The organism is Inquilinus sp. YAF38 (assembly GCF_052113205.1).
Lineage (GTDB): Bacteria > Pseudomonadota > Alphaproteobacteria > DSM-16000 > Inquilinaceae > Inquilinus.
In genome coordinates this window covers 23607-48137 of the sequence record NZ_JBFRCU010000032.1, presented here as the reverse complement: position 1 = coordinate 48137, position 24531 = coordinate 23607, and the positions used below count along the sequence as shown (strand labels likewise).

The following is a 24531-nucleotide window of genomic DNA, read 5'->3' as shown; positions in this document are numbered from 1 at the left end:
GGAGGAACCATGGTCAGCATCATCGAGGCGATCGCGCGCTGGGGCCGCTCCGGGATCGAATTCAGCGATCTCGCCCGGCTGCGGGCCCGCCACGCCATCGCCGATACGATCGGCTGCATGCTGGCCGGGGGCGATGATCCGTCGGTGCAGGCGGTGCGCGCCGCCTTTGCCGGCTCGATCGCCGACGGCCCGCGCTGCACCCTGGTCGGCGGTGGGCAGGCGGCGGAGGCGCTGTCCGCCCTGGTCAACGGCACGGCGGCGCATGCGCTGGACTATGACGACAACTTCCGCCCGGCCTGCAGTCACGCCTCGGCGGTGCTGGTGCCGGCGCTGCTGGGTCCGGCGCTGGTCCGGGGCCTGTCGGGGCGGGCGCTGGTCGACGCCTATCTGGTCGGGCTGGAGGCGCAGGCCGCGGTCGGACGCGGGGTCAACCCGTCGCACTACACCGCCGGCTGGCACTCCACCTCGACCGTCGGCTGCATCGGCACGGCGGCGGGCGTGGCCTGGCTGTGCGCACTCGACGAGGCCGGCATCGCCCGGGCGATGAGCCTCGCCGTCAGCATGGCCGCCGGGGTCAAGGGCCAGTTCGGCACACCGGCCAAGCCGCTGCACGCCGGGCTGGCGGCGCGAAACGCGGTCGAGGCGGCGGCGCTGGCGGAATGCGGCATGACCGGCCGGCTCGACATCCTGGAGGCGCCGCAGGGCTTCCGCGAGCTGTTCGGCGGGCCGGACGCCACGGGCTGGGACGAGGTCGCGATCGGCACGCCGCATGTGATCGAGAGCGAGGGGCTGATGCCGAAGCGCCACCCCTGCTGCGGCTCGACCCACAACGCCGTCGACATCGTGCTCGACCTCAAGGCACAGCACGGCTTCGCGGCGGGGGAGGTGGCGGCGGTGGACACCCTGGTCGGCCTCGTCAACCAGCGCAACCTCGCCTATCCGAATCCTGCGGACGAGATGCAGGCGCGCTTTTCGATGCAATACTGCGTCGCCCTGGCGCTGCTGAAGGACCGGCTGGAGCTGTCGGATTTCACCCCCGAGGCGGTGGGGGCCAAGCCGGTGCGTGACCTGCTGCCGCGCATCGGCATGACCTCCCATTCGGCGGAGGCGGAGGCGGAGGCGGAGCGGGCGCGGCCGCTGCCGCACCGGGTCACGGTCCGCCTCACCGACGGAAGGGTGCTGGCGGGCGAGCGCGGCGCGGCCAAGGGCACCATCGCCGACCCGTTCGACGATGCCGACCGCCGGGCCAAGTTCGCCGATTGCTGCCGCGGCACGCTCGGCGCCGACAAGGCCGACCACCTGTATGACCGCCTCGACCGGCTGGATGAGCAGGACAGCCTGGCGTTCCTGGAACAGCCGCTCGGTCAGACCGCCGAGATCCGGCGGGGCAGGGGCGTCGTGTCCCGCCAGTCTGGAACGGCGGACCAGAATCGCTCGGCGCAGGGGCGGGTGGCCGAGGCGCGGTAGAGGCGGATCTCGACATCCAGTGTCCAGGTCGGGTTGCCGGCCCGGACCAGGGTGCCGGAGCGCAACTCCTCCGCGATCAGGCTTTCCGGGATCCAGGCCAAGCCGCGCCCGGCCAGCGCCATCGCCTTGAGCCCGGCCGACATCGCGTTCTCATAGACCACGGCGAGCGGCAGCGGGCGCCCGGCGAACAGCTTGACCAGCCCGTGGCCGAAGAAGGAGCCGGTGCCGTAGCTGAGATACTGGATCGGCCCGCCGCCGCTGTCGATCGCGTGCAGCGGCCGGCCGCGGGCGTCGGGCGCGGAGACCGGGATGACCCGCTCCTCGCCCAGGCAGCGGTGCTCGCAATAGGCGATGTCGCTCATCAGCGGCACCGATTCATGGGCGTAGGTCAGCAGGAAGTCGCAATGGCCGTCGAGCAGCGTGGCGATGATGCCGGCGAAGGTCGGCCGCGTCTCGAAGCGGGTGCGCAGCGGGCCGAGCTGGCTCTCCAGCCGCCGGATCCAGGTCGGGAAGAAGGTCAGGGAGAGGGTGTTCAGCGTCGCGAAGGACAGGGTCTCCGCCACGGCGTCGTGCCGGTGCTGCAGGTCGATCCGGGTCTGGTGCACGAGGTCCAGGATCTTTCGCGCCCGCGGCAGGAAATCCTGGCCCTCCGGGGTCAGGCGCACGGGATAACTGGTGCGGTCGAACAGCGGCACGCCGATCCAGGTCTCGAGCTGCCGGATGCGGCGGCTCAGGGCGGATTGCGTGACGTGGCGCTCCTCCGCGGACCGGGAGAAGCTCGATGTCGCGGACAGGCTGAGAAAATCTTCCAGCCATTTGACTTCCATCAAGGGCCTCCGCTCGGGGTTCGGGGCAGCTCCGACACGCGATCTCGACGGGATGGGACCGGGACTGGCCGGGTAAGACACCGACGGTCCTCGCAGCGTGATACTGCGTCATTCGCGGCAACTGTGGAACCGCAGCGCATGCAGGCAGCCTACCAGGCACGATCCGAAGATGTGATCACTGCGTGGGCCGGAGGCTCCGAGGACAGGCGTCCTTTGCAGGCGCTGTCACCGCTCTCCGGCGCGGGCGGTGAATACCACGGCGCCGGGCAGCGACAGACCTTCCATGCAACGGCTGTCCAGGTCGGGGAATTCCGCCGCGGCCAGACGGGTCAGGACCGTGCCGGGCGGCATCTCCAGGAAGGCCGTGGCGCCGTGCTCGGCCATCAGGGTGACGCTGTCGGACCAGCGCACGGGATGGGCCAGGTTGGTCGCCAGCTCCTCCCGCACCGCGGCACCGTCGCGCAGCATCCGGGCCCGCCGGTTGCCGACGATGGCGATGCGCGGCGCTGTTACCGGGACCGACTCGACCGCCGCCGTCAGGTCCGCCGCGGCCCCGTCCATCAGCGGACAATGCGACGGCACGGCCACGGCCAGCCGCTCCGCCCGCCGTGCGCCGGCCTGCTGCGCCGCCTCGATCGCGCGGTCCAGCGCGGCGTCGGCGCCGCTCAGCACGAACTCCGCCGGCCCGTTGAGGTTGGCGAGATAGAGGGGGGCGATCTTGCCGGCCTCGGCGACGATCGCCTCCACCCGGCGCTGCGGCAGGCCGGTAACGGCCACCATGCCGAACCCGGCCGGGCAGGCCTGCTCCATCAACCGCGCCCGGCAGTCAACCAAGTGTAGCGCGTCGGCGAAGCCGATCGCCCCCGCCGTTACCGCGGCGGCAAAGGACCCGACCGACAGGCCCGCGACCATGGCCGGGACGACGCCCTCCGCCGCCAGGGCTCGCGCCGTGGCGACGCCGGCGACGAGCAGGCCGAGCTGTACCGCCACCGTCGATTGCAGGGCGGCGTCGCCGTCCAGTTCCAGGACCTCCCGTTCGAGCACGGCCGTGGCCTCTGCCAGCGTCGCTGCGACGGCGAGGTGCTCCGGCAGCCGGTGCAGGAAACCGGGGCTCTGTGCCCCCTGGCCGGGGAACAGGAAGGCGAGACTCATGCCGCCAGCTCGGCCCAGGGATCGCGGACCAGCTGTGGCCCGATGGGAGTCTTGACCACGACGGCGCCGCCCGCGGCGATCTCGGCCAGGCTGCAGGCGCCGAGCGGTGTCTCCACCGCGACGTCGACGCGAACCGGCAGCGTGGCCAGGGCCGCCAGCAGGCGGCCGGCCTCGCTGCGGCCGATCCGGCCCGGCGCGCGCAGGACGATGTCGAGGTCGCTGTCCGAATGCGCCGCGAGACGGCCGGTGGCGAGCTCGAAACCGACGCTGCCGGCCGGGCCCCACTCCAGTCCGGCGAGCAGGGCGGCGACGGCGTCGAGCGCAGACAGAGCCGGAAGTTCGGTCCGGCGCGGATGCTTCTCCCAGGCTCGGGCAGTGGCCAGATCCTCAGGTGTGCGGCACTCGACGACTGCGCCCGGCGGTATCCAGGCGGCGCAGCGTTCGGAACGCCGATCTCCGCGGATGCCGACCGGGAACAGGCCGTCGTAAGACACGGTTCGACGCACGACGACCCAGGGCACCACTGCTAGCGACGCCGCTGCCCAGCCGGGCAGTTCCCGGATTAACTCGACGACAGCGACGGGATCGACCCGCAGCAGGTCGTGCGGTTGAAAAGGCCCTTCACAACTCTCCCCTTTCTCTTGGACGTCATTCCCGCGAAAGCGGGAATCCCTTTCCGACCAAGACGTGAGGAGATCCCCGCTTTCGCGGGGATGACGAGGTGAAGGGTTGTGAAGAACTGCGACCAGACTCACGCCACGTCCCATTGCTCGGCCAGGCGTCGGCGCACCTCGATCGAGGCGGCCCGGCCCTGCTGGGCCGCCGGGGAGGTCAGGCGGGAGGACAGGTCGCGGGTGCCGCCGGCACGGATGTCGGCCACTGCCGCCGTCAGCTCGCCCCGCACCCGCTCGACATCCGCAGCGTCCGGCGCCTCAGCCGAAACACCCTCGATCAGCCGGTGCAGCAGGCCGAGCCCGGCGTAGCTGCGGATGCCATAGGCCATCGGCGGGATCTGCTCGCCCAGCCGGTCGAGCTCGGCGACCGTGCGGCGGGTGACGCGGGCCGCGGCCTCGCGGCCCATCGCATGCACCAGCACGCCGTCATCGGCCAAAGCCAGGATCCGGTTGGCCTGGTAGCCATGGGCCAGGAAGGCGCCGGACATCGCCTTGCCGACCRGCAGCGCCACCACCGGATGGCCGGCCAGCCGGGCCGCGGCATAGGCGTCGGCCGCCGCGGCGCAGGCCAGGTGGATGCCCAGCATCTCCTCCTGCCGGCCATAGGCCTGGCTGGTGACGTCGACCACGGCGACGATCGGGCGCCGGGTGCCATTTCGGTCGGCCTCGATCACGGCCCGCACCGCCGCGGCCAGGCCCCAGCCTTCCTCCAGTGCGACCTCGCCGTGCCGGGCCCGTGGGAAGCGGTTGGCCGGGTCGGGCACCACGGCGATGAAGCGCGCGGTCTCACCGCCCAGCGGTGCGTCGGCGATCAGCACGGTCGACGTGCCCTCGACCGCGGCTCCCGGGCCGGCCAGGACTGAAAGCCAGAGCCGGCCCCGGCTGTCGGATGAGTTGCTCATGACACGCTCTCCTCGCCCCACAGGCCTCTCAGTTGCTCCGGCGTCGGCGGCGCGGCGGGGTCGATCGCCGCCAGCCGCGCCCGGTACAGCTCTACCGCAGCGCTGCGATGCTGCTTCGGCAGGCCGGCGGCGAAGGCGGCTCGCACGGCGTCGGCGATCGCCCCGGCGTCATCCGCGACCAGCGTGTCGACGAAGCCGGCGGCCTGGCGCTGCTCGCCACCGATCAGGCTCCAGATCAGCTTGCGGTCGGAGGAATCCAGCTCCTCGATCCCGGCCTCCTGCTCGATCACCTCCGGCCCGTTCATGCCGAGCCGGGCCTGCCGGGTGACGATCAGCGTGCTGCACAGCGTCGCCGCCAGCGACATGCCGCCGAAGCAGCCGACCATGCCGGAGATCACCCCGATCACCGGCACGTGCGGCCGCAGCGCCACGATTCCAGCCTGGATCTCGGCGATGGCGGCGAGGCCCAGATTGGCCTCCTGCAGCCGCACGCCACCGGTCTCGAACAGGATCACCGGCCGGGTTGGGATGCCGCGCTCGTGGTCGACCAGCGCCCGTTCCAGGGCGCCGGCGATCTTGGCGCCGGCGACCTCGCCCATGCTGCCGCCCTGATAGGCGCTCTCGATCGCGGCCACGACGGCCGGCTGGCCGTCGATGCGACCGCGGGCCAGCACCACCCCGTCATCGGACTGGGGGGTGATGCCCTGCAGCGGCAGCCAGGGCGAGACCAGGCGGTCGAACGGCCCGAGGATCTCGCGGAAGCTGCCGTCGTCCAGCAGCGCCTGGGCGCGGTCGCGGGCAGTCAGCTCGATGAAGCTGTTGCGGGTTGCGATGGCGTTCATGATCTCGTGGCCTCCACCGCCTGTTCCAGGCGCAGCGCCACCATGCCGGGCGTGGCGCCGAAATCGTTGATCTCGACCGCGGCGGCGACGCCGTGGCGGGCGATGAAGCGGTCCAGCACCACCCGCCACACCGCGCCGTAGCCGTCGACGCTGGTGGTGATGCGGATATGGGCCTGGCCGTCCGGTGAGGGCTCGATCAGCACCTCGAGATTGCCGGAGCCGACGACGCCGACATGGGCGCGCTTCGGCACGGTCGCGGTGGCGGGGTAGTCGAAGCTCAGGCGTTCCATGGGGCGAAGCTCCGGTCGATGCGGTCGAGGAACAGGGTGGCGGCCAGCAGGTCCGCCGATCCACCGGGCGAGACCCAGCGGGCGAGAAGGTCGGCGTCGAGCGCCTGCAGCGCCGCGCAGCCGGCCGGGGTCGCGGTGCCGCCGGCGGCCAGCACGGCGCGGGCGCCGGCCTGCGCGGCCTCCAGCGCCGGGCGGCCGCCGCGATGCAGCAGGCAGGTGTCGTCCAGCGACGCCATGACCGCCAGCAGCGCGTCCAACTGCGCCTCGGTCTCGCTGGCCCCGGCGGAGCGGCTGGCCCGCAGGGCGGGGAGGGCGACGGCGACGACATGCGGGAAGCCGGCCTGCGCCTCGCCGCGGGCGCCGGCGGCACCATGCGCCTGCCGTACCTTCTCGCCGTTGCTTGCACGCTGCGGCGCGAAGCGGTCGGGCCATTGCGCGATGGCGGCGGCCGTCGCAGCGATGCGGCAAGGGTCGGCCGAACCGGCGATCGCCGTCCCAGCCAGCAGCAGCCCCAGCGCCCAGATCGCGCCGCGATGGGTGTTGCTGCCGCCGGTCGCCGCCATCATGTGGATCTCCCCGACCCGGCCGATCGCGGCCAGCTCCTCGCGCAGCGCCTGGTCCGGCACGCGACCTCGGGCGGCCTCGGCCATGGCCCGGAAGGCCGGGCGCAGGGCCCGGGCGCTGCGGCGCAGCGTGTCCAGGTCCAGGTCGCGATGCGCGCCGGGGCCGCGCCGGTCGACCAGCCCGGGCTTCGGGGTCAGCTCCGCCTCCTCGACCAGCGCCCAGGCGGCGAGATCGGCGAGGGTGTCGGGATCAAGCGCGGCGGCGGGCTCAACAGCCAGGGGAAGGGTGATGCCCATGGCCGGTCACCAGCTGCGGAACCGGGCGGGCGGTTGGTACAGCCCGCCGGACCAGTCCACCAGGTCGTCGATCGAGCGCGCCGCCAGCAGTGACCGGTTGGCCTGCAGCCGGCTGACGCCGAGATCCTCGGGATAGGCGACGATGCCGCGGGCCCGGAGGTCGGCGGTCCGCTTCGCCTCCGCCCGCCGGCCGATCTCGGTGGCGCCGGCCACCGCGGCGATGGCAGCGCGCCGCTCCTCGCCGCCCTCGGCCTTGTAGAGATAGGCGATGCCCTCCTCGGTCACGACATGGGAGACGTCGTCGCCATAGATCATCACCGGAGCGATCGGCATGCCGCTGTTGCGGCCGACCTCGACCGCGTCGAGCGTCTCGACGAAGGCCGGCACGCCGCCCGACTTGAAGGTCTCGACCGACTGCACCACCAGCTTGCGGCCGCGGGCGACCGGCGCCTTCGAGGTCATCAGGCTGAGCCAGGCGGCGCTGGCGTGGCGGCGGCCGCGCGGGTCGTGGCCCATGTTCGGCGCGCCGCCGAACCCGGCCAGCCGGCCCAGCGTGACGGTGGAGGAGTTGCCGTCCGCATCCATCTGCAGGGTCGAGCCGATGAACAGGTCGACGCCGTATTGCCCGGCCAGCTGGCAGAACACGCGGTTCGACCGCAGGCTGCCGTCGCGGCCGACGAAGAAGATGTCCGGCCGGGCGCGGATATAATCCTCCATCCCGACCTCGCTGCCGAAGCAGTGGACGCTTTCGACCCAGCCGCTCTCGATCGCCGGGATCAGCGTCGGATGCGGGTTCAGCGCCCAGTTGCGGCAGATCTTCCCCTTCAGCCCCAGGCTCTCGCCATAGGTCGGCAGCAGCAGCTCCACCGCCGCGGTGTCGAAGCCGATGCCGTGGTTGAGGGACGTGACTCCGTGCCGTTCGTAGATCCCGCGGATGATCATCATCCCCATCAGGATCTGCAGCTCGCCGATATGGCGCGGGTCGCGGGTGAACAGCGGCTCGACCGCGAAGGGCCGGTCGGCCTCGACCACGAAATCGACCCAGGAGGCCGGGATGTCGACCCGCGGCAGCTCGTCGACGATCTCGTTGACCTGGGCCACCACCACGCCGTGGCGGAAGGCCGTGGCCTCGACGATGGTCGGCGTGTCCTCGGTGTTGGCGCCGGTGTAGAGGTTGCCGTGCCGGTCCGCCTGCTCGGCGCAGACCAGCGCCACCTGCGGCGTCAGGTCGACGAACATCCGGGCATAGAGCTCGACATAGGTGTAGATCGCGCCGATCTCGAGCTTGCCGTCCTCCAGCAGCTGCGCCACGCGCAGGCTCTGCGGCCCGGCGAAGGAGAAATCGACCTTGCGGGCGATGCCGCGCTCGAACAGGTCGAGATGCTCGGGCCGGCCGAGGGTCGAGATCAGCAGGTGCAGGTCGTGGACCTTGGCGGGGTCGAGCGCGGCCAGGGAGCGGGACAGGAAATCCGCCTGCTTTTGGTTGTCGCCTTCCAGCGCGACGCGGTCGCCCGGCTCGAGCAGCGCCGTCAGCGCGTCGCCGATCCGATCCGGCTTCAGCACCGGACCGTCGGCGAAGGCCGCCGCCCGCTCCAGGCGCCTCTGCTTGTGCGAGGCCAGGGTCGACCAGGTCCGTGCGGCTTCCATCGGTCTCTCCGCGGGTGGCGTATACAGATACCGTCTCTGCCGTCGAATATAAATACGGAGATTGCATTGTGGCAAGATGTTGGAATACGCTTGTGCCATTAAATTCAGTTAACGTGCACGGGAGGCTCTGGATTTGGTCCCTGAGAATACGCCCGTTGACGATCGCGCCTCGCTGTCGGAGCGGATCCGCCTGGCGCTGACCGACGAGATCTCCACCGGCCGCCTGCCGCCCGGCACGGTGCTGGACGAGGCACAGCTGGCCGAGACCTACGGTGCCTCCCGCACGCCGGTGCGCGACGCCGTGCGCCACCTGGCCGCCGCCGGGCTGGTCGAGATCCGGCCGCGCCGCGGCATCGTCGTGCTGCCGATGACGATCGAGACCCTGTCCGAGATGTTCGAGGTCACGGCCGAGATCGAGGCGATGTGCGCGCGGATGGCGACCAACCGGATGACGGCGCTGGAGCGCGGCCGGCTGATCGAGCTGCACGAGGCGTCCGAGGCGCTGCTGCAGTCCGGCGACATCGCCGGCTACGACGCTTTCAACCTGGCCTTCCACGAAGGCATCTACCGCGCCACCCACAACGGCTTCCTGGTCGAGCACGCACTGCAGCTGCGCGCCCGGCTGCTGCCGTTCCGCCGGACCCAGCTGCGCTATCCCAACCGCCTGGGCCAGTCGCGCGACGAGCACGGCCGGATCCTGCGGGCGATGACCCGCGGCGACCCGGAGGAGGCCGCCTTCGCCATGCGCGAGCACATGCTGAACGCCGGCAGCGCCCTGGCGCGCTTCCTGACATTGGAGCCCGACCGGACGGGCTGACGTCCGGGGGCACGGCACGGTTACCGCAAAACCAGAACGACGGGAGAGGAAACGTGTCTGCGCAGATCGCATCCATCATCGGGCTGGTGGTGATGTTCGTCATCGCCACCGCCCTGCCGATCAACATGGGCGCCCTCGGCTTCGCCATGGCCTTCCTGGTCGGAACCGTGTTCTCGGACGCGACCCCGGCCGCAGCCGCGACCGCGATCCTGGCCGGTTTTCCGGGCGACCTGTTCGTCACCCTGGTCGGCATCACCTATCTCTTCGCCATCGCCCAGAACAACGGCACGGTCGACTGGCTGGTGCATTACGCGGTGCGGCTGGTCGGCGGCCGCATCTCGGTCATCCCCTGGGTGATGTTCGCGGTCTCCGCCGTGCTCACCGCCATCGGCGCGGTCAGCCCCGGCGCGGTCGCCATCATCGCGCCGATCGCGCTGCGCTTCGCCGCCCGCTACAAGATCCACCCGATGTTGATGGGGCTGATGGTGGTGCACGGCGCCCAGGGCGGCGGCTTCTCCCCGATCAGCATCTATGGCGGCATCACCAACCAGGTGGTGAAGAACGCCGGGCTGCCGGGCGACGAGATCGTGCTGTTCCTGTCCAGCCTGGCCTTCAACGCCGCGGTGGCGCTGGTGATCTTCTTCGTGTTCGGCGGCCACCGGCTGCCGGTGCGGCGCCCGTCCGATGATTTCGAAGGCCTGGTCGACGCCGCGCCGGCCGGCGCCTCGGTCTCCGTCCGCGGCCATGGCGGCACGCCGGCGCGGCCAGCCGACCCCCGGCCGGGAGCCGTGCATCGCGAGGGCGAGGACCATCACGTCGCGCTCGACCGCGAGCAGGCGCTGACCCTGACCGGGCTGGTGGTGCTGGCCGTCGCCTCGCTGGCCTTCAGCCTGAATGTCGGGCTGGTGGCGATGAGCGTCGCCGTGGTCCTGGCCCTGGTCTGCCCGCGCGGGCAGAAGGGCGCGGTCGACAAGATCAGTTGGTCGACCGTGCTGCTGATCGGCGGCGTCATCACCTATATCGGCGTGCTGCAGAAGACCGGCGCGGTCGACTATGTCGGCGGCGGCGTCTCGGCCATGGCGGCGCCGCTGCTGGGCGCGCTGCTGCTGTGCTACGTCGCCGGCGTGGTCTCGGCCTTCGCCTCGTCGGTCGCGGTGCTGGGCGCCACCATCCCGCTGGCCGTGCCGCTGCTGATGCAGGGCCATCTCGGCGTGCCCGGCATGGTGGCGGCGATCGCGATCTCGACCACCATCGTCGATGTCAGCCCGTTCTCGACCAACGGCGCGCTGGTGGTGGCCAACGCCCATGGCATCGACCGCGACGCCTTCTTCCGGCAGATGCTGATCTACAGCGCCATCGTCGTGGTGGTCGGACCGCTGCTGGCCTGGCTGGCGCTGGTGGTGCCGGGGCTGCTGTAGCCCAGCACCACGGCTGCCGTCATCCCGCTCGGACGAGGCAGGCCGCCTCGGTGCCGCCCTCGGCCGGGCGCAGCGCCGGGCGGATGGCGGCACACTCCTCGACCCGGATCGGGCAGCGGCTGACGAAGGGGCAGCCGGCGGGCGTGGCCAGCGGGCTCGGCAGGTCGCCGGACAGGATGATCTTGCGGCGCTGCCGCTGGGCCCGCGGATCGGGCAGCGGGATCGCCGACAGCAGCGCCTCGGTATAGGGATGGCGCGGCGCCGCGAAGACGGAGTCGGTGTCGCCCTGCTCGACGATGGTGCCGAGATACATCACCGCCACCCGGTCGGCGATGTGGCGCACCACCGACAGATCGTGGCTGATGAACAGATAGGCCAGGCCGAGCTGGTCCTGCAGCCGCACCAGCAGGTTCAGGATCTGCGAGCGGATCGACACGTCCAGCGCCGAGACCGGCTCGTCGCAGACCAGCAGCTTCGGCGACAGCGCCAGGGCGCGGGCGATCACCACACGCTGGCGCTGCCCGCCCGACAGCTCGTTGGGAGTGCGCTGGGCGTAGCTGGCCGGCAGGCCGACCAGGTCCAGCAGCTCCGCCACGCGCCGCCGGCGCTCGGCACCGGGCGTGCCGCGGATCGCCAGCGGCTCGGCGATGCTGGCGTCGATCCGCATCTTTGGGTCCAGCGCGGCGCTGGGGTCCTGGAACACGATCTGCATGGCGCCGGCCAGGGCGCGGCGCTCGGCCGCGGCGGCGTGGGTGACGTCGCGGCCCTCGAAGGCGACGGTGCCGCGCGTCGCCCGCTCCAGCCCGAGGATGGCGTAGCCGGTGGTCGACTTGCCGCAGCCGCTCTCGCCGACCAGCGCCAGGGTGCGGCCGGCCTCGAGGTCGAGCGAGATGCCGTCCACCGCCTTGACCACGGCGCCCTTGGCGGCGCCGCGGACCGGGAAATGCACCGCCAGGTCGCGGACCGAGAGGAGCGGGGTCATGCCAGCGCCCCGACGCGGTCGCCATGCCAGCAGGCGGCGAGGTGGCCGGGATCGCCCTGCGCCGGCTCCAGCGGCGGCGCCTCGGCGCAGCGCTCATCGGCCAGCGGGCAGCGGGTGCGGAAGCGGCAGCCCTGCGGCCAGCTCGCCGCATCCGGCACCGCGCCGGCGATGGTCTTCAGCTCCTCGCGGCGCGGGCCGTCCAGCCGCGGCACGGTCGCCAGCAGCAGCTTGGTGTAGGGATGGGCCGGGGCGTCGAAGATCGCATCGACCGGCCCGCTCTCGACCACCGTGCCGCCATACATCACCGCCACCCGGTCGGCCATGTCGGCGACCACGCCCATGTCGTGGGTGATCAGCAGAATGGCGCTGCCGGCCTCGGCACGCAGCGATTTCAGCAGATCCAGGATCTGCGCCTGGATGGTGACGTCCAGCGCCGTTGTCGGCTCGTCGGCGATCAGGATCTCCGGCCGGCAGATCAGGGCCGACGCGATCATCACCCGCTGGCACATGCCGCCCGACAGCTCGAACGGGAACTGCCCGGCCCGCCGCTCCGGATCGGCGATGCCGACCCGCGCCAGCATGGCCACGGCCTCGGCCCGGGCGGCGGCGGCCGAGGCGCCGCGATGCAGCCGCAGGCTCTCCGCCACCTGGTCGCCGACCCGGACCAGCGGGTTCAGCGACGCCACCGGCTCCTGGAAGATCACCGACACCCGGTTGCCGCGCAGGTCGCGCAGCGACGCTTCGTCCAGTGCCAACAGATCGGTGCCCTCCATGGCGATAGAGCCGCCGGCGACGCGCGCGGCGGCCGGCAGCAGGCGCAGCACCGACAGGGCGGTCAGGCTCTTGCCGCAGCCGCTCTCGCCGACCAGGGCCAGCACCTCGCCGCGGCGGATCGACAGCGACACCCCATCGACCACGGACCGGCCGCCGATGGCGACCCGCAGCCCGTCGATGGCGAGCAGGGGCGGGGCCTCAGTCGGCATCGGCCGGTCCTCCGACCGCGACGCCGGACCAGGGGCTGGTCGGGTGGGCCATGCCGACCGTCTCGCCGGTCCCTGGATCGCGCGCGGCAGCGGAGGCGATGGCGAAGTTCACCGGATACAGCGTATCCTCGACGATCTGCACGGGGAAGTCGCGGGCGACGGCGGCAGCGACATCCGGCGCCGCGGCCGCATTCACCTTGATGGTCGGGGTGCTGGCATCGACCCGCGGCGTGTGGAACGCCTCCTCCAGCGTCATGCCGTAATCGACAACGTAGGAGATCAGCTGCAGCAGGGCCGGGAAGATCGACCGGCCGCCTGCGGCGCCGATCGCCAGCTCCGGCCGGCCGTCGCGGCCCAGGATCAGCGGGCACATATTCGCAAGCGGCTGGGCGCCTCCGGCCATCGAGTTCGGCTGGCCCGGCCGCGGGTCGAACCACATCATCCCGTTGTTCATCAGGATGCCGGCGCGGGGCAGCACCACCTTCGACCCGAATCGGGACAGCAGGGTGTTGGTCAGCGAGACCATGTTGCCCTGCGCGTCGACCACGCTGACATGGCTGGTGCAGCCGGGATCGCTGCTGAGGCCGGCATGGCCCATGCCGGTCAGGCGGCGGCGGTAGGCCTCGCGCGCCGCCCGGGCATAGGCCAGCGCCGCCCGAGCGTCCGGCCGGTCGCCCCAGCCGGTGCGCGGCGCCAGCAGGTCCAGCGCCTGCAGCAGGCTGGGGCCGCCGCTCAGCCCTGGCATGGCCCAGACGTCCCGGCTGCGATAGGCGCCGCGCAGCGGCTCGGCCCAGCGCGGCTGGTAGGCGGCGAGGTCGGACGCGATGATGCGCGACCCGGCCTCGGCCAGGTCGCCCGCCAGGTCGCGCGCGATCTCGCCTTCGTAGAAGTCTCGGGCGCCTTCCTGCGCCAGCCGCCGCAGCATCTGCGCCTTGGCCGACATCGGGCGGTGCTTTCCATCCGCCGCCTTCGGCGCCTCGCCGTCCTCCAGCAGCAGCGCGGCCGTCGGCGCGAAACGACCGAGGGCTGCGGCTTCGATCGAGATGCAGAAGGCGGCGTACCAGTCGATCTCCAGCCCCCGCTCGGCATGGTCGATGGCGGGCGCCAGCGCCTCGGCCCAGCCGATGCTGCCGAAGCGCTCCAACGCCGCGGCCAGGCCGGCGACGGCGCCGGGGACGCAGATCGAGGGGCCGCCGATCAGGTTGCGGTCCTCGACCACCGACGGCCACTGGAACCAGTTGCCGGTGTCGGCCCCCGCCAGCGGATAGTCGGCCGGGTTCAGCGCCGCCGGGGTGCGGACGTTGAAATCCAGCGCCGAGACCGCGCCGCTCGAGCCATCGGCATGCAACAGGAAGCCGCCGCCGCCGATGCCCGACAGCCAGGGCTCGACCACGCTCAGCACCAGCGCCGCCACCACCGCCGCGTCCATGGCGTTGCCGCCACGGCCCAGCACCGCCGCGCCGGCCTCGGCGGCATAACGGTGCTGGGCCGCGACCAGGCCGTGGCGGCTGCGGATCTCGGTCTTGCGCGCGCTCACATTCATGCCGTACGCCCGAAGCGGCGGGGCTCCACCGGGCCGGGGATGTCGGAGGCGGCGACGAAGCGCCCGGCATTGGCCGACCCGGCATGCCAGGCCGCGACTTCGCCGACCGTGGCGATCCAGACGCCGGGTGCTGTGGTGATCCGCTCCAGCAGGCGCTCCAGCAGCCGCAGCCGCTGGGCACGGCCGGAGATCCAGTCATGGACGGTCAGCATGAACAGCCCGTTGAGGCGGCGCAGGACCTCCCACTCGTCCAGCCAGCCCTCCAGGATCGGCCCCGGCGCCTCGGGCGGCCACTGGTCGGTGCCGCCGCCGGAGAATTTGAAGAACACGGCGTCGTCGATCGCCCATTGCACCGGCACCTCGACCACGCCGTCGATCTCATAGGGGTGGTCGGCGCCCGCCAGCGAGCTGTCCCAGAATCCATGCCGGCGGATCTCCGCCAGCATGTGCGGCGTCATCTCCCAGGCTGGGGAGCGGAAGCCCTTCGGCACCGCGCCGGTCTGGCGCCGGAACACCTCGATCGCCGCCTCCAGCGCGCCGGTGAACTCGGCGTCGCTGCTCTGCGCCACGATCTCGTGGAAGTAGCCATGCAGGCCGATCTCGTGACCGCGCTCCAGGAAGGCGGGCAGCAGCTCGGGGTTGGCCTCGGCCACCGCGCCGGGCACGAAGAAGCTGCCCTTGATGCCGAAGCGGTCAGCCAAGTCGAGCAGCCGCCAGATGCCCAGCCGCGGCCCGAAGCGGCGCTGCTCCAGCTGGCCCAGCGAGCGCGTCGCCTCCGGCGCCCGCTGCTGCCAGAGATAAGGCGAATCCGCATCGACATCGACGGTGAAGCAGAAGGCGCTGTCACGACCTTCCGGCCATTGGTAGCGCGGCCAGGGCTGGACCATCGGATCCTCCTTAGAGCGGCGACTTCTTGGCCTGGTAGACGGTCATCGACCCGATCGAGTTGCCGCCGTCGACCGTCAGCGTCGACCCTGTCATGTAGGCGGCGGCATCGCTGGCCAGGAACAGCACGGAATTGCCGACATCGGCGGCGGAGGAGGGCCGGCCGAGCGGGATCGACCCGCTGGTCGCCTCGACATGCTCCTCGGTCAGCAGGCTGACCTTGCTGCCGGCGATGAAGCCGGGCTCGACCGCGTTGACCCGGATGCCGAACTCCGCCAGCTCCAGCGCGAAGCCCTTGGTCAGCCGGTCCAGCGCCGCCTTGGACACGCAGTAGGGCACCACGGTCCGCCGCATCTTGCGCGAGGCGCCGGAGGAGATGTTGATGATGCTGCCGCGGGCCTGGGCGGCGATCATCTGCCTGGCCAGGGCGCGGGTCAGCAGGAAGGGCGCGCGCAGGTTGACGTCGAAGATCCGGTCCCATTCCGCGACATCGATGTCGAGCAGGAAGCCGCTGGGATAGACCCCGGCGTTGTTGACCAGGATGTCCGCCGTGCCCCAGCGGACGGCGATCTCGGCGGCCAGCCCGTCGATCTCCGTCTCCTGGCGCAGGTCGGCCGCATACGTGAAGCGGTCGCCCTTCAGGTTCATCGCCAGGCGGTCGAGATCGGGCTCCGAGGTGTCGGTCAGGCACAGGCTGGCGCCGGCCTCGGCGAAGGCGGCGGCGATCCAGCTGCCCACCACGCCGCAGGCGCCGGTCACCACCACGCGCTTGCCGTTCAGATCGCTCGGGATGTTCATGGTCACCTCATCGGCTGTGGGGGTCGAGACGGTCGCGCAGCGCGTCGCCGATCAGGTTGGCGGCGAGCACCAGCAGGAACAGGCAGAGGCCGGGGAACGTTGCGATCCACCAGGCGGTGGCGACGTAGTTGCGGCCGGTCGACAGCATCGCGCCCCAGCTGGCCGTCGGCGGCTGCACGCCGAGGCCGAGGAAGGACAGACCGGCCTCGAACAGCACCATCAGCCCGAACTCCAGCGTCGCCACCACGGTCACGGCGCCCAGGATGTTCGGCAGGATATGGCGGAACAGCACGCGCAGCGGCCCGGCGCCCATGAAGGCCGACAGCCGGACATAGGGCCGGCCGGCGATCGACAGGGTCTGGCCGTAGGCGACGCGGGCGTAGCGCGGCCAGCGCGTCAGGGCCAGCACCAGGATGACGTTCAAGAGGCCGGGCCCGACCACGGCGACGGTGATGATGGCCAGCAGGATCGCCGGCACCGACAGGAACACGTCGACCACCCGCATCACCACCATCTCGACCGGCCCGCGCATATACCCCGCGAGCATGCCGAGCACAGTGCCGACGATGCCGGAGATCAGCACCGACAGCACCGCGACCAGCAGCGAGATCCGGGCGCCCCAGACCAGGCGGCTCAGCAGGTCGCGGCCGAGCTCGTCGCTGCCCAGCAGATAGTGCACGTTGCGGGCGACGGTGCCCGGCGGCTTCAGCCGGCCCAGCAGGTTCTGGGCATTCGGGTCGTAGGGCGCGACCAGCGGCGCCAGCACCGCGGCCAGGGCGAACAGCGCCAGCAGGATGATGAAGGGCAAGGCGCGCCGCAGCGGCCGACGCGCGGCAGGGGCCGGAGATGTATCGACGGCGGCACTCATCGTGCATTCCCCAGCCGGATGCGCGGGTCGACGGCGGTGTAGAGGACGTCGGTCAGCAGGTTCAGCGCGACGGTGACGAAGGACCCCAGCAGCACCACCCCCTGCACGATCGGGAAGTCGCGCGCCAGGATCGACTGCACCGTCAGCTGCCCCAGCCCCGGCCAGGCGAACACCGTCTCGACGATCACCGCGCCGGCCAGCAGGTTCGAGATCTCCAGCCCGGCGACGGTGATGATCGGGATCGAGGCATTGCGGGCCAGGTGGCGCAGCAGCAGGCGCCCGGTCCCGGCGCCGCGGGCGCGGGCGGTGCGGACATAGTCCTTCGACAGCTCCTCCAGCAGGGCCGTCCGCGTCACCCGGGCGAAGGTCGCCATGCTGAGCAGGCCCAGCGCCACCGACGGCATCACCAGATGGTCGATCCCGCCGGTGGAGGAAGGCGGCAGCCAGCCCAGCGTGACGGCGAAGACCAGGATCATCAGAATGCCGCTCCAGAAGGTCGGCATGCTCTGCGCCGCCAGCACCAGCCCGGCCAGCAGCCGGGCGGCCCAGCGGTCGCGCCACAGTGCCAGCGCCACCCCGACCGGGATGCCGATGCCGCAGGCGATCAGCAGCGCCCCGGCCGCCAATGCCAGGGTGTAGGGCAGGCGCGAGGCGATAATGTCCAGGACCGGCACGTGCTGCACCACCGACCGGCCCAGGTCGAAGCGGGCGATCTCGCCCAGGAAGGACAGGTACTGCACCCAGAGCGGCCGGTCGAAGCCCAGCGCATGGCGCAGCGCCTCGATATCCGCCTGGGTCGCGGTGTCCGGCACCAGCAGGTAGGTCGGGTCGCCGGTCAGGCGCTGCAGGAAGAAGATCAGCGTGGCGACGCCGAAAATCGTCAGCAGCGCCTGGCCCAGGCGGCGGAGCAGGAAGGCGGTCATGCCGGGTGCCGGTCCTCCCTCACTCCGACCACGACATGCGGTTCAGGAACAGGCTCTCATTCGGCGTCGGCGTCCATTGCAGCGGCTTGGCGGCGCCGTAGATCGCCACCGTCTGGAACAGCGGCACCACCGGGATCTCCTTGGCGATGAAGGTGCTGACCTTGCGGTAGTCGGTCAGCCGCCGGTCGGCGTCCAGCGTCGACCGGGCGTCGTCCAGCCAGCCGTCGAGCTCCTTGCTCTCGACGATGGTCCAGGAATTGCCGGAATGGAACAGCTGGTACAGCGCCCCGTCCGCATCCTGGCAGGCGCAGGAGGACCGGCTGACGGCCAGGACCGGGCCGCCCTGCGCGCCCTGCTGGATCAGCTTCAGGAAGGTCGGGGTGTCGACCAGCTTGATGCTGGCATCGAAGCCGACATCGGCCAGCTCCTGCTGGATGGCCTGGACCACGCGCTGGTCGAAGAAGGCGCCGGTGGCGATCTCGACCTTGGGCGAGCCGCCGGCCTCGGCGACCAGGGCCTTGGCCTTGTCCGGGTCATAGGGCAGGCCGGGGATGTCCTCGAACCAGCCGAAATGCGCCGGTGTCAGCATCTGCCCGATCGGCTTGTCCAGGCCGCCGAGGATGCCTTCGGTGATGCCTTCCTTGTCGACGGCATAGGCCACGGCCTGGCGCAGCCGGGGGTCGTCGAAGGGCGGCTTGGTCGGGTTCAGGCGCAGATAAGCCAAACGCTCGGTCAGCGTATAGAGCCGCTTGCCCTTGCCCGAGGCCTCGAGCTGGCCGGCCAGGTCGGAATCGAGCGACACCGCCAGGTCGGCGCTGCCGGCCTGGATGTCGGCCAGCCGGGTGGCGGCGTCGGGCACGGCCCGGAACACCGCCGTTGCGAACGGCCCCTTCTGGCCCCAATAGGCGTCGTTGCGGGTCAGGGTGACGGCGACGCCGCGCTGCCAGCCGTCGAACTTGTATGGCCCGCTGCCGACCGGCTTGAGGTTGAAGGCGTCGTTGCCGACCACCTCGACCACATGCTTCGGCACGATCGACAGCTTCACCAGCTGTGCCAGCAGGGCCGGGTAGGGGCCGGCGAGGGTCAGCACGACGCTGTGCGGGCCGTTCGCCTCGGCCTTCACGATCTTATCGAACTGGCCCCGCTGCGGGCTGGCCAGCTTCGGATCGATGATCCGGCTGACGCTGTAGGCGACATCCTCCGGCGTCAGCGTGCTGCCGTCATGGAAGGTGACGCCGTCGCGGATCTCGAACTCGACCTGGGTGTCGGACAGCACCTTCCAGGCCGTCGCGATCTGCGGGGCGATCTCGCCCTTGTCGTCGCGGGTGACCAGGTTGTCGAAGATGTTGCGGTAGACGTAGTAGCTGTCCGGGTTCCATTGAAGCTGCGGATCCAGCGTCGACGGCTCGTTGACCAGGTCGACCACGAAGCGGTCCTTGGCCTCGGCGAGCGCCGGCACCGCAACCAGTGCGAGCACCGCGCCGAGCAGGCAGGCCTTGAGTCTGCTTGCCATCGTCAGTCCGCCCAGGACATGCGGTTCAGGAACAGGCTCTCATTCGGCGTCGGCTGCCAGTTCAGCCCCTTGGCCGCGCCGTAGATGATGGCCGCCTGGTACAGCGGCAGCGCCGGCACCTCGGTGGCGACGATCTCGTTGACCTTGGCGTAGCGGTCGAGGCGGGTGGCGTCGTCCAGGGTCGAGCGCGCCTCGACCAGCAGCTTGTCGACCTCGGGGTTGCGGTAATTGGACCAGCCGCTGCTGCTGTGCAGCAGCGGGAACAGCACGCCGTCGGCATCCTGGCAGGCGCAGGACCAGCGGCCGAAGGTGATGCTCGCGCCCTCCTGCGGCTTGCCCTGCGACCGCTTCAGGTAGCTGGCCATGTCGGTCATCGTGATCTTCACATTGAGGCCGACATCCGCCAGCTGCTGCTGCACCGCCTGGACGATGCGCTGGTCGTAGACCGGGGCGGTGGACAGCTCGGCCTCGGCCTTCGCCGCATCGCCGGCCTCGGCGACCAGCGCCTTGGCCTTCTCCGGATCGTAGGGGAAGCCCTCGATGCCCTCGGTCCAGCCGACATGGGCGGGGGTCAGCAGCTCCGCGACCGGCTTGTCGTAGCCGCCCAGGATGCCCTCGGTCAGCCCCTGCTTGTCGATGGCATAGGCCACGGCCTGCCGCAGCTTGGGGTTGTCGAAGGGCGGCTTCAGCGGGTTCAGCCGCAGATAGGCGACGCGCTCGGTCAGCACCACCAGCGGCTTGACCTTGTCCGAGCCCTGGATCTGGGCGGCGAGGTCGCTGTCCAGGGTGACGACGAGGTCCGCGGTGCCGGCCTGCAGGTCGGCCACGCGGGTGGAGGCGTCCGGGACGGCGCGGAACACCGCGGTCTGGAACGGCCCCTTCGGCCCCCAATAGGAATCGTTGCGGGTCAGGGTCACGGCGACGCCGCGTTGCCAGCCCTCGAATTTGTACGGACCGCTGCCGACCGGCTTCTGGTTGAAGGCGTCGTTGCCCACCGCCTCGACCACATGCTTCGGCACGATCGACAGCTTCACCAGCTGGGCCAGCAGGGCCGGGTAGGGGCCGTCGGTCTTCAGCCGGACCGTGGTCGGGCCGGTCGCCTCGGCGCCGGTGATCTTGTTGAACTGGCCCAGCTGCGGGCTGGCGAATTTCGGGTCGGTGATGCGGCGGACGCTGAAGGCGACGTCCTCCGCCGTCAGCTTCTGCCCGTCATGGAAGGTGATGTCGTCGCGGATCTGGAACTCGATCTCGGTATCCGAGAGATACTTCCAGGAGGTCGCGACCTGCGGGACGATCTCGCCCTTGTCGTCGCGGGTGACCAGGTTGTCGAAGACGTTGCGGTAGACGTAGTAGCTGTCCGGGTTCCACTGCAGTTGCGGGTCTAGCGAGGACGGCTCGTTCACCAGGTCGACGGTGAGCCGGTCCTTGGCCATCGCCGGCGCCGCCGCCAGCATCATCGCCCCGAGCGCCACGCCCAGGCCCGCGCCGAGCCAATTGATCCGCGTCATGTGATGTCCCCCTGTTGTTGTGGCCGATCCGGTCGTGCCATGCGCGCTGTCGGCCTGGTTTGTCGTTGACGCCCGGCGCTCCCCGCCACGTCGAGGGACGAGGACAGGGAGAACAGGGCGTCGGTGGCGAAGTCCTGGAAGGAAGCGATCGCGGCCGCGATCTCGCGCCGCGCCGCCGCCGCGTCGCCAGCCGCGAGGGCAGTGATCAGCGGTTCCCGTCCGATCGGCTGGTGGTGTCGCCCGGCGAGGTCGAAGAAGGCCGTGATCCGGTCCGCCTGGTTCCAGACCTGGTCCAGCCAGCCGCCGACCAGCCCGCCAGCCTGGCTGGCCAGCTGGTCCAGGATCTGACGGTCGGTGGCGCGCAAGGTGACCAGCGCCTGGCGGTCCTCGCGCCCCTGCAGCGCGACGCCCATGCGGGTCAGCGCCATCAGTCCGGCGACGGCGGCGGGCGAAAGCCGGAGGTCGGCCAAGCCGGGCTCGACCGCTTTCCGGGCACGGATCACGTCGCCGATCAGCGCGCCGGTGAGCGGCGCCACACGCCAGCCGCGGCGAGGCTCGACCGCGACCAGCCCTTCGGCCGCCAGTGTGGTCAGGGCGGTGCGGACGGCGGCGCGGCCCAGGCCGAAGCGCTTGGCGAGCTCAGGCTCCGAGCATTCGGCATCCGGCCGCAGCTCGCATTCGATGACGGCCCGGCGCAGCCGCTTCAGGGCGAAAGCCGTCTTCGGCTCGGCACCGGGGGGCCGGATCTGGGCGAAGGGCGAGGACGAATCGTACATGCCGGGCAGCGTGGCATTGTACGTGACATCTCACAAGACGAATCTGAGATTTTACAAAGCTATCCTGAATTAGGAATTCTTGTCGGGGTGGCTGGCAGTGCGACCTCGCGGCGGGACCGTTCGGACTGCCCGGCCGCCTCGATGCAAGCGATGAGATGGCGGGCATAGGCGCCATCCGCCGGGTTCGGCCCGGTGCCGGCGATCAAGGCGAGCATGGCTTGCCACTCGCGCTCGACCGCGCGCTGCGCCCAGTCCGGCTCGATCGAGTTCGGCACCGGGGTCCAGGCGCCGCCACGGCCGATCGCGACGCCCTGGTCGAAATCGAGACGCAGCGCCCCGGCCTCGCAGACCAGGTCCATGGCGAAGCCGACACCGCCGTTGCGGTAGCCGACGCTCGCCACCTGGCCGATCCGTCCGTCGGCGAAGCGCAGCAGCATCAGCGCCGTGTCGTCGGCCTCCTGGTCGTGGAAATGGGTGCCGGCCATGGCCGAGACCGCCGCCACCGGGCCGTCCATCAGCCAGACCAGCCGATCAAGCGCATGGATCCCGGCGGTCAGCAGCATGCCGCCGCCGGTCTGGCGCGACAGGTGCCAGGGCTGGCGGTTCGCCTCCATCCACAGCTTGATCAGCCAGCTGCTGCCGAGCACCGGACGGCCGATATCGCCGGACGTGATGATCTCCCGGGCGGCGAGGCAGGGCAGGGCGAAATGCAGCACGTGGCCGACCATCAGATGGACGCCCGCCCGCTCGACCGCGGCGTTGATCGCGTCGCATTCGGCGACCGTCGGCGCCATCGGCTTTTCCAGCAGGATGTGCTTGCCCGCCTGCGCCGCGGCGATTGCCATCTCGGCATGCAGGTGATGCGGCGTCGCGATCAGCACCACGTCGACCGCCGGGTCGTCCAGCAGCGCTTGCCAATGGGCATGGGCGGTGCCGCCATGCTCCCGCGCAAAGGCCCGGGCGGCGTCGATGTCCTGGCGGCAGACCGCCGCGACCCGCGCGCCCGGCACGACGGCGATGGCGCGCGCATGGATCGCGCCGAAATAACCGGCGCCGATGATGCCGATGCCGATCATGCTCTTGCCTCCGCGTAAGCCCGGTCGATCAGGCGCATGGCCTGCAGATAATCGCCGATCCCGACCGCCGGCGCCGCGTTGCGCGCCAAGCGGTCCAGCGTGTCGGCCATAAAGGCCTTGTACCGGTCCGCCGGCGGGATCGGCGCCAGGTCGCGCACCTGCCCCTCGTCGAGCGTTGCGACGCGGCAGCTATCGCCGCGGTCGATGAGGGTGGCGTTGCGGGCCGAGACCCGCCATTCGAAATCGCCGCCCGGCGCCATCGAGGCATAGGTGTAGCCGGCCTCGACCGTCGCGATCATGCCGTCCGGCGCCCGGAGGGTGACGATCGCGTACTCCTCGACCGCCTCGCCATGCAGGCGCCGGTCGACCGCGGCCGAGACGATGGCGAGATCGACGCCGCCGGCCAGCGCCAGCGCAGCGTCGATGCCGTGGATGCCGAGGTTGCGCAGCGCCCCGCCGCCGCCGATCGCCGGGTCCAGCACCCAGGGCACGCCGTCCAGCCTGTAGCGCTGCGGCGGGCCGTTCACGATGCGGAACTGGGCGTGCGAGACCGGGCCGAGCCGGCCGGCGGCCTCCAGTGCCTCGATCTCCGCCCAGATTGGCCCGCATCGGTTGGGCAGGGGCACGGCGACGAACAGGCCGCGCGCCGCCTCTGCCAGCGGCTCCAGGGCGGCGGTCGACACCGCGGCCGGCTTCTCCAGCACGATCGGCAGGCCCGCCTCGATGCAGGCCAGGGCCAAATCAGGCACGTGGTCCGGTCGGCCCATGACCACTGTCAGCTCGGGCTTCATGGCGATCAGCGCCGCGACCGTGGGCTGGTGGGCTACCTCGTGCTTCGCGGCGAATCCGGCCGCGACCGCGGGGTCCGGGTCCCAGGCGGCGACCACCTCGGCACCCGCCGCGCGGGCCGCCTCCAGATGCATGCCCGCATGCCAATGCCCCACGCCCGCCAAGGCCACCCGGGCCATCCCATCCTCCCTCTTGGCTTATGGCCTTGACAGATATCCTACAAGTCGGCAACCATCAAGCCATGCTGATCCTGGGATGCCGCCGATGAAGGAGATCAAGCCGCTCGCCCGGCCGCCGCTGCTCCATGTCTCGGTTCAGGAGAGCCTGAAGAGCTATATCGACGACAACGCCCTCGCCCCCGGCGCGCCGTTGCCGCCGGAGAACGATCTGGCGCAGCAGCTCGGGGTCAGCCGCAACTCCGTGCGCGAGGCGATCAAGGCGCTGGAATCGCTCGGCATCCTGGAGACGCGGCGCGGCATCGGCGTGTTCGTGAAGGCGTTCTCGTTCGAGCCGCTGCTGGCCAACCTGGCCTATGGCCTGGGCGGCGCCCTGCGCGAGGTCGAGGAGGTGCTGGAGATCCGCCGCGTGCTGGAGGTCGGGCTGATCGGCAAGACCATCGAGCTGATCGGCGAGGCGGACCTGGCGGAGCTGAAGGACACGGTCGAGCGCATGCGCCGCCGGGCCGAGCGGAACGAGAGCTTCGCCGAGGAGGACCAGCAATTCCACCACCTGCTGTTCCGCTGCCAGAACAACCGCATGCTGACCAGCCTGATCGATGTGTTCTGGATGGCCTTCTACAAGGCATCCGACTTCGTGAACCTGGCCAATGCCGATCCGATGGCGACCTGGCGGGATCATCAGGAAATCTACACTGCGGTCGAGGCGCGCGACGGGGCCGCGGCCCGCAGCCGGCTCGACCAACACTATGACGGGATCGCCCGTCTCCTCGCGACCCGGAAGGGCGCGAAAGCAGAAAACTGACAGGGAGGAC

24 protein-coding genes are annotated in these 24531 nt (G+C 71.1%); 4 read left to right on the top strand and 20 right to left on the bottom strand.

The features are described 5' to 3' along the window. The first annotated feature begins 9 nt into the window (after positions 1-9). Positions 10-1467 (top strand): MmgE/PrpD family protein, encoded by a 1458-nt coding sequence (locus tag AB4Z01_RS16460; RefSeq protein ID WP_441695489.1) that lies wholly within the window; start codon positions 10-12, stop codon positions 1465-1467. On the opposite strand, the gene AB4Z01_RS16455 is transcribed toward AB4Z01_RS16460, so the two are convergent. The 8 genes from AB4Z01_RS16455 to mdcA all read right to left on the bottom strand — a co-directional run bounded on the left by AB4Z01_RS16455 (position 1365) and on the right by mdcA (position 8661). After that, positions 1365-2294: a LysR family transcriptional regulator gene (locus AB4Z01_RS16455; RefSeq protein WP_441695487.1), complete on the bottom strand. Its 930-nt coding sequence runs from the start codon at positions 2292-2294 to the stop codon at positions 1365-1367. The two genes, AB4Z01_RS16460 and AB4Z01_RS16455, sit on opposite strands and share 103 nt — an antisense overlap. Before the next feature lie 225 nt (positions 2295-2519). Then, a complete protein-coding gene (gene mdcH / locus AB4Z01_RS16450; RefSeq protein WP_441695486.1) occupies positions 2520-3446 on the bottom strand; it encodes a malonate decarboxylase subunit epsilon in 927 nt (308 codons plus the stop codon). After that, positions 3443-4201: a malonate decarboxylase holo-ACP synthase gene (locus AB4Z01_RS16445; protein WP_441695485.1), complete on the bottom strand. Its 759-nt coding sequence runs from the start codon at positions 4199-4201 to the stop codon at positions 3443-3445. Before AB4Z01_RS16445 ends, mdcH begins: the two co-directional genes overlap by 4 nt. Continuing rightward, complete coding sequence (gene mdcE / locus AB4Z01_RS16440) at positions 4198-5022, bottom strand: biotin-independent malonate decarboxylase subunit gamma (protein ID WP_441695483.1); 825 nt, start codon at positions 5020-5022, stop codon at positions 4198-4200. The genes AB4Z01_RS16445 and mdcE overlap by 4 nt, the downstream gene beginning before the upstream one ends. Continuing rightward, positions 5019-5864, bottom strand: a complete 846-nt coding sequence (locus AB4Z01_RS16435) for a biotin-independent malonate decarboxylase subunit beta (protein WP_441695481.1) — start codon at positions 5862-5864, stop codon at positions 5019-5021. The genes mdcE and AB4Z01_RS16435 overlap by 4 nt, the downstream gene beginning before the upstream one ends. Next, on the bottom strand, positions 5861-6154 hold the full coding sequence (locus AB4Z01_RS16430; protein WP_441695479.1) for a malonate decarboxylase subunit delta: 294 nt from the start codon (positions 6152-6154) through the stop codon (positions 5861-5863). The genes AB4Z01_RS16435 and AB4Z01_RS16430 overlap by 4 nt, the downstream gene beginning before the upstream one ends. Beyond that, positions 6142-7014 carry a triphosphoribosyl-dephospho-CoA synthase gene (locus tag AB4Z01_RS16425; protein WP_441695477.1) on the bottom strand — a complete coding sequence of 291 codons (873 nt, stop codon included), beginning with the start codon at positions 7012-7014 and terminating at the stop codon, positions 6142-6144. Before AB4Z01_RS16425 ends, AB4Z01_RS16430 begins: the two co-directional genes overlap by 13 nt. Before the next feature lie 6 nt (positions 7015-7020). Beyond that, a complete protein-coding gene (mdcA, locus tag AB4Z01_RS16420) occupies positions 7021-8661 on the bottom strand; it encodes a malonate decarboxylase subunit alpha (RefSeq protein ID WP_441695474.1) in 1641 nt (546 codons plus the stop codon). A gap of 133 nt (positions 8662-8794) precedes the next feature. Here mdcA and AB4Z01_RS16415 point away from each other — a divergent pair, with 133 nt between their 5' ends. Further along, complete coding sequence (locus AB4Z01_RS16415) at positions 8795-9478, top strand: GntR family transcriptional regulator (RefSeq protein WP_441695471.1); 684 nt, start codon at positions 8795-8797, stop codon at positions 9476-9478. 53 nt (positions 9479-9531) lie between these two features. Next, positions 9532-10896: an SLC13 family permease gene (locus tag AB4Z01_RS16410; protein WP_441695468.1), complete on the top strand. Its 1365-nt coding sequence runs from the start codon at positions 9532-9534 to the stop codon at positions 10894-10896. A gap of 19 nt (positions 10897-10915) precedes the next feature. Here AB4Z01_RS16410 and AB4Z01_RS16405 read toward each other — a convergent pair whose 3' ends face one another. From AB4Z01_RS16405 to AB4Z01_RS16350, 12 genes are read right to left on the bottom strand one after another with little or no spacing between them, the layout of a single operon-like run. Next, positions 10916-11878 carry an ABC transporter ATP-binding protein gene (locus tag AB4Z01_RS16405; protein ID WP_441695465.1) on the bottom strand — a complete coding sequence of 321 codons (963 nt, stop codon included), beginning with the start codon at positions 11876-11878 and terminating at the stop codon, positions 10916-10918. After that, positions 11875-12861, bottom strand: a complete 987-nt coding sequence (locus AB4Z01_RS16400) for an ABC transporter ATP-binding protein (RefSeq protein WP_441695463.1) — start codon at positions 12859-12861, stop codon at positions 11875-11877. The genes AB4Z01_RS16405 and AB4Z01_RS16400 overlap by 4 nt, the downstream gene beginning before the upstream one ends. Beyond that, positions 12851-14404: a gamma-glutamyltransferase gene (locus AB4Z01_RS16395; RefSeq protein ID WP_441695460.1), complete on the bottom strand. Its 1554-nt coding sequence runs from the start codon at positions 14402-14404 to the stop codon at positions 12851-12853. The genes AB4Z01_RS16400 and AB4Z01_RS16395 overlap by 11 nt, the downstream gene beginning before the upstream one ends. Beyond that, a complete protein-coding gene (locus AB4Z01_RS16390) occupies positions 14401-15291 on the bottom strand; it encodes a polysaccharide deacetylase family protein (RefSeq protein ID WP_441695457.1) in 891 nt (296 codons plus the stop codon). Before AB4Z01_RS16390 ends, AB4Z01_RS16395 begins: the two co-directional genes overlap by 4 nt. Positions 15292-15301: 10 nt before the next feature. Then, a complete protein-coding gene (locus tag AB4Z01_RS16385; protein ID WP_441695454.1) occupies positions 15302-16087 on the bottom strand; it encodes an SDR family NAD(P)-dependent oxidoreductase in 786 nt (261 codons plus the stop codon). A gap of 7 nt (positions 16088-16094) precedes the next feature. Beyond that, positions 16095-16955: an ABC transporter permease gene (locus AB4Z01_RS16380; RefSeq protein ID WP_441695452.1), complete on the bottom strand. Its 861-nt coding sequence runs from the start codon at positions 16953-16955 to the stop codon at positions 16095-16097. Next, positions 16952-17878: an ABC transporter permease gene (locus AB4Z01_RS16375; protein WP_441695449.1), complete on the bottom strand. Its 927-nt coding sequence runs from the start codon at positions 17876-17878 to the stop codon at positions 16952-16954. The genes AB4Z01_RS16380 and AB4Z01_RS16375 overlap by 4 nt, the downstream gene beginning before the upstream one ends. Positions 17879-17897: 19 nt before the next feature. Continuing rightward, on the bottom strand, positions 17898-19391 hold the full coding sequence (locus AB4Z01_RS16370) for an ABC transporter substrate-binding protein (protein ID WP_441695447.1): 1494 nt from the start codon (positions 19389-19391) through the stop codon (positions 17898-17900). 2 nt (positions 19392-19393) lie between these two features. Then, complete coding sequence (locus tag AB4Z01_RS16365; RefSeq protein WP_441695444.1) at positions 19394-20899, bottom strand: ABC transporter substrate-binding protein; 1506 nt, start codon at positions 20897-20899, stop codon at positions 19394-19396. Further along, entirely contained in the window at positions 20896-21675 is a 780-nt protein-coding gene (locus AB4Z01_RS16360) for a GntR family transcriptional regulator (RefSeq protein WP_441695442.1), read from the bottom strand. The genes AB4Z01_RS16365 and AB4Z01_RS16360 overlap by 4 nt, the downstream gene beginning before the upstream one ends. Before the next feature lie 59 nt (positions 21676-21734). After that, positions 21735-22751, bottom strand: coding sequence for a Gfo/Idh/MocA family protein (locus AB4Z01_RS16355; RefSeq protein ID WP_441695439.1), 1017 nt, complete (start codon positions 22749-22751; stop codon positions 21735-21737). Next, positions 22748-23719, bottom strand: a complete 972-nt coding sequence (locus AB4Z01_RS16350) for a Gfo/Idh/MocA family protein (protein WP_441695436.1) — start codon at positions 23717-23719, stop codon at positions 22748-22750. Before AB4Z01_RS16350 ends, AB4Z01_RS16355 begins: the two co-directional genes overlap by 4 nt. An 85-nt stretch (positions 23720-23804) precedes the next feature. Between AB4Z01_RS16350 and AB4Z01_RS16345 the strand changes: the two genes are divergently transcribed. Then, positions 23805-24521: a FadR/GntR family transcriptional regulator gene (locus AB4Z01_RS16345; RefSeq protein ID WP_441695433.1), complete on the top strand. Its 717-nt coding sequence runs from the start codon at positions 23805-23807 to the stop codon at positions 24519-24521. The last annotated feature ends 10 nt before the right edge of the window (positions 24522-24531 follow it).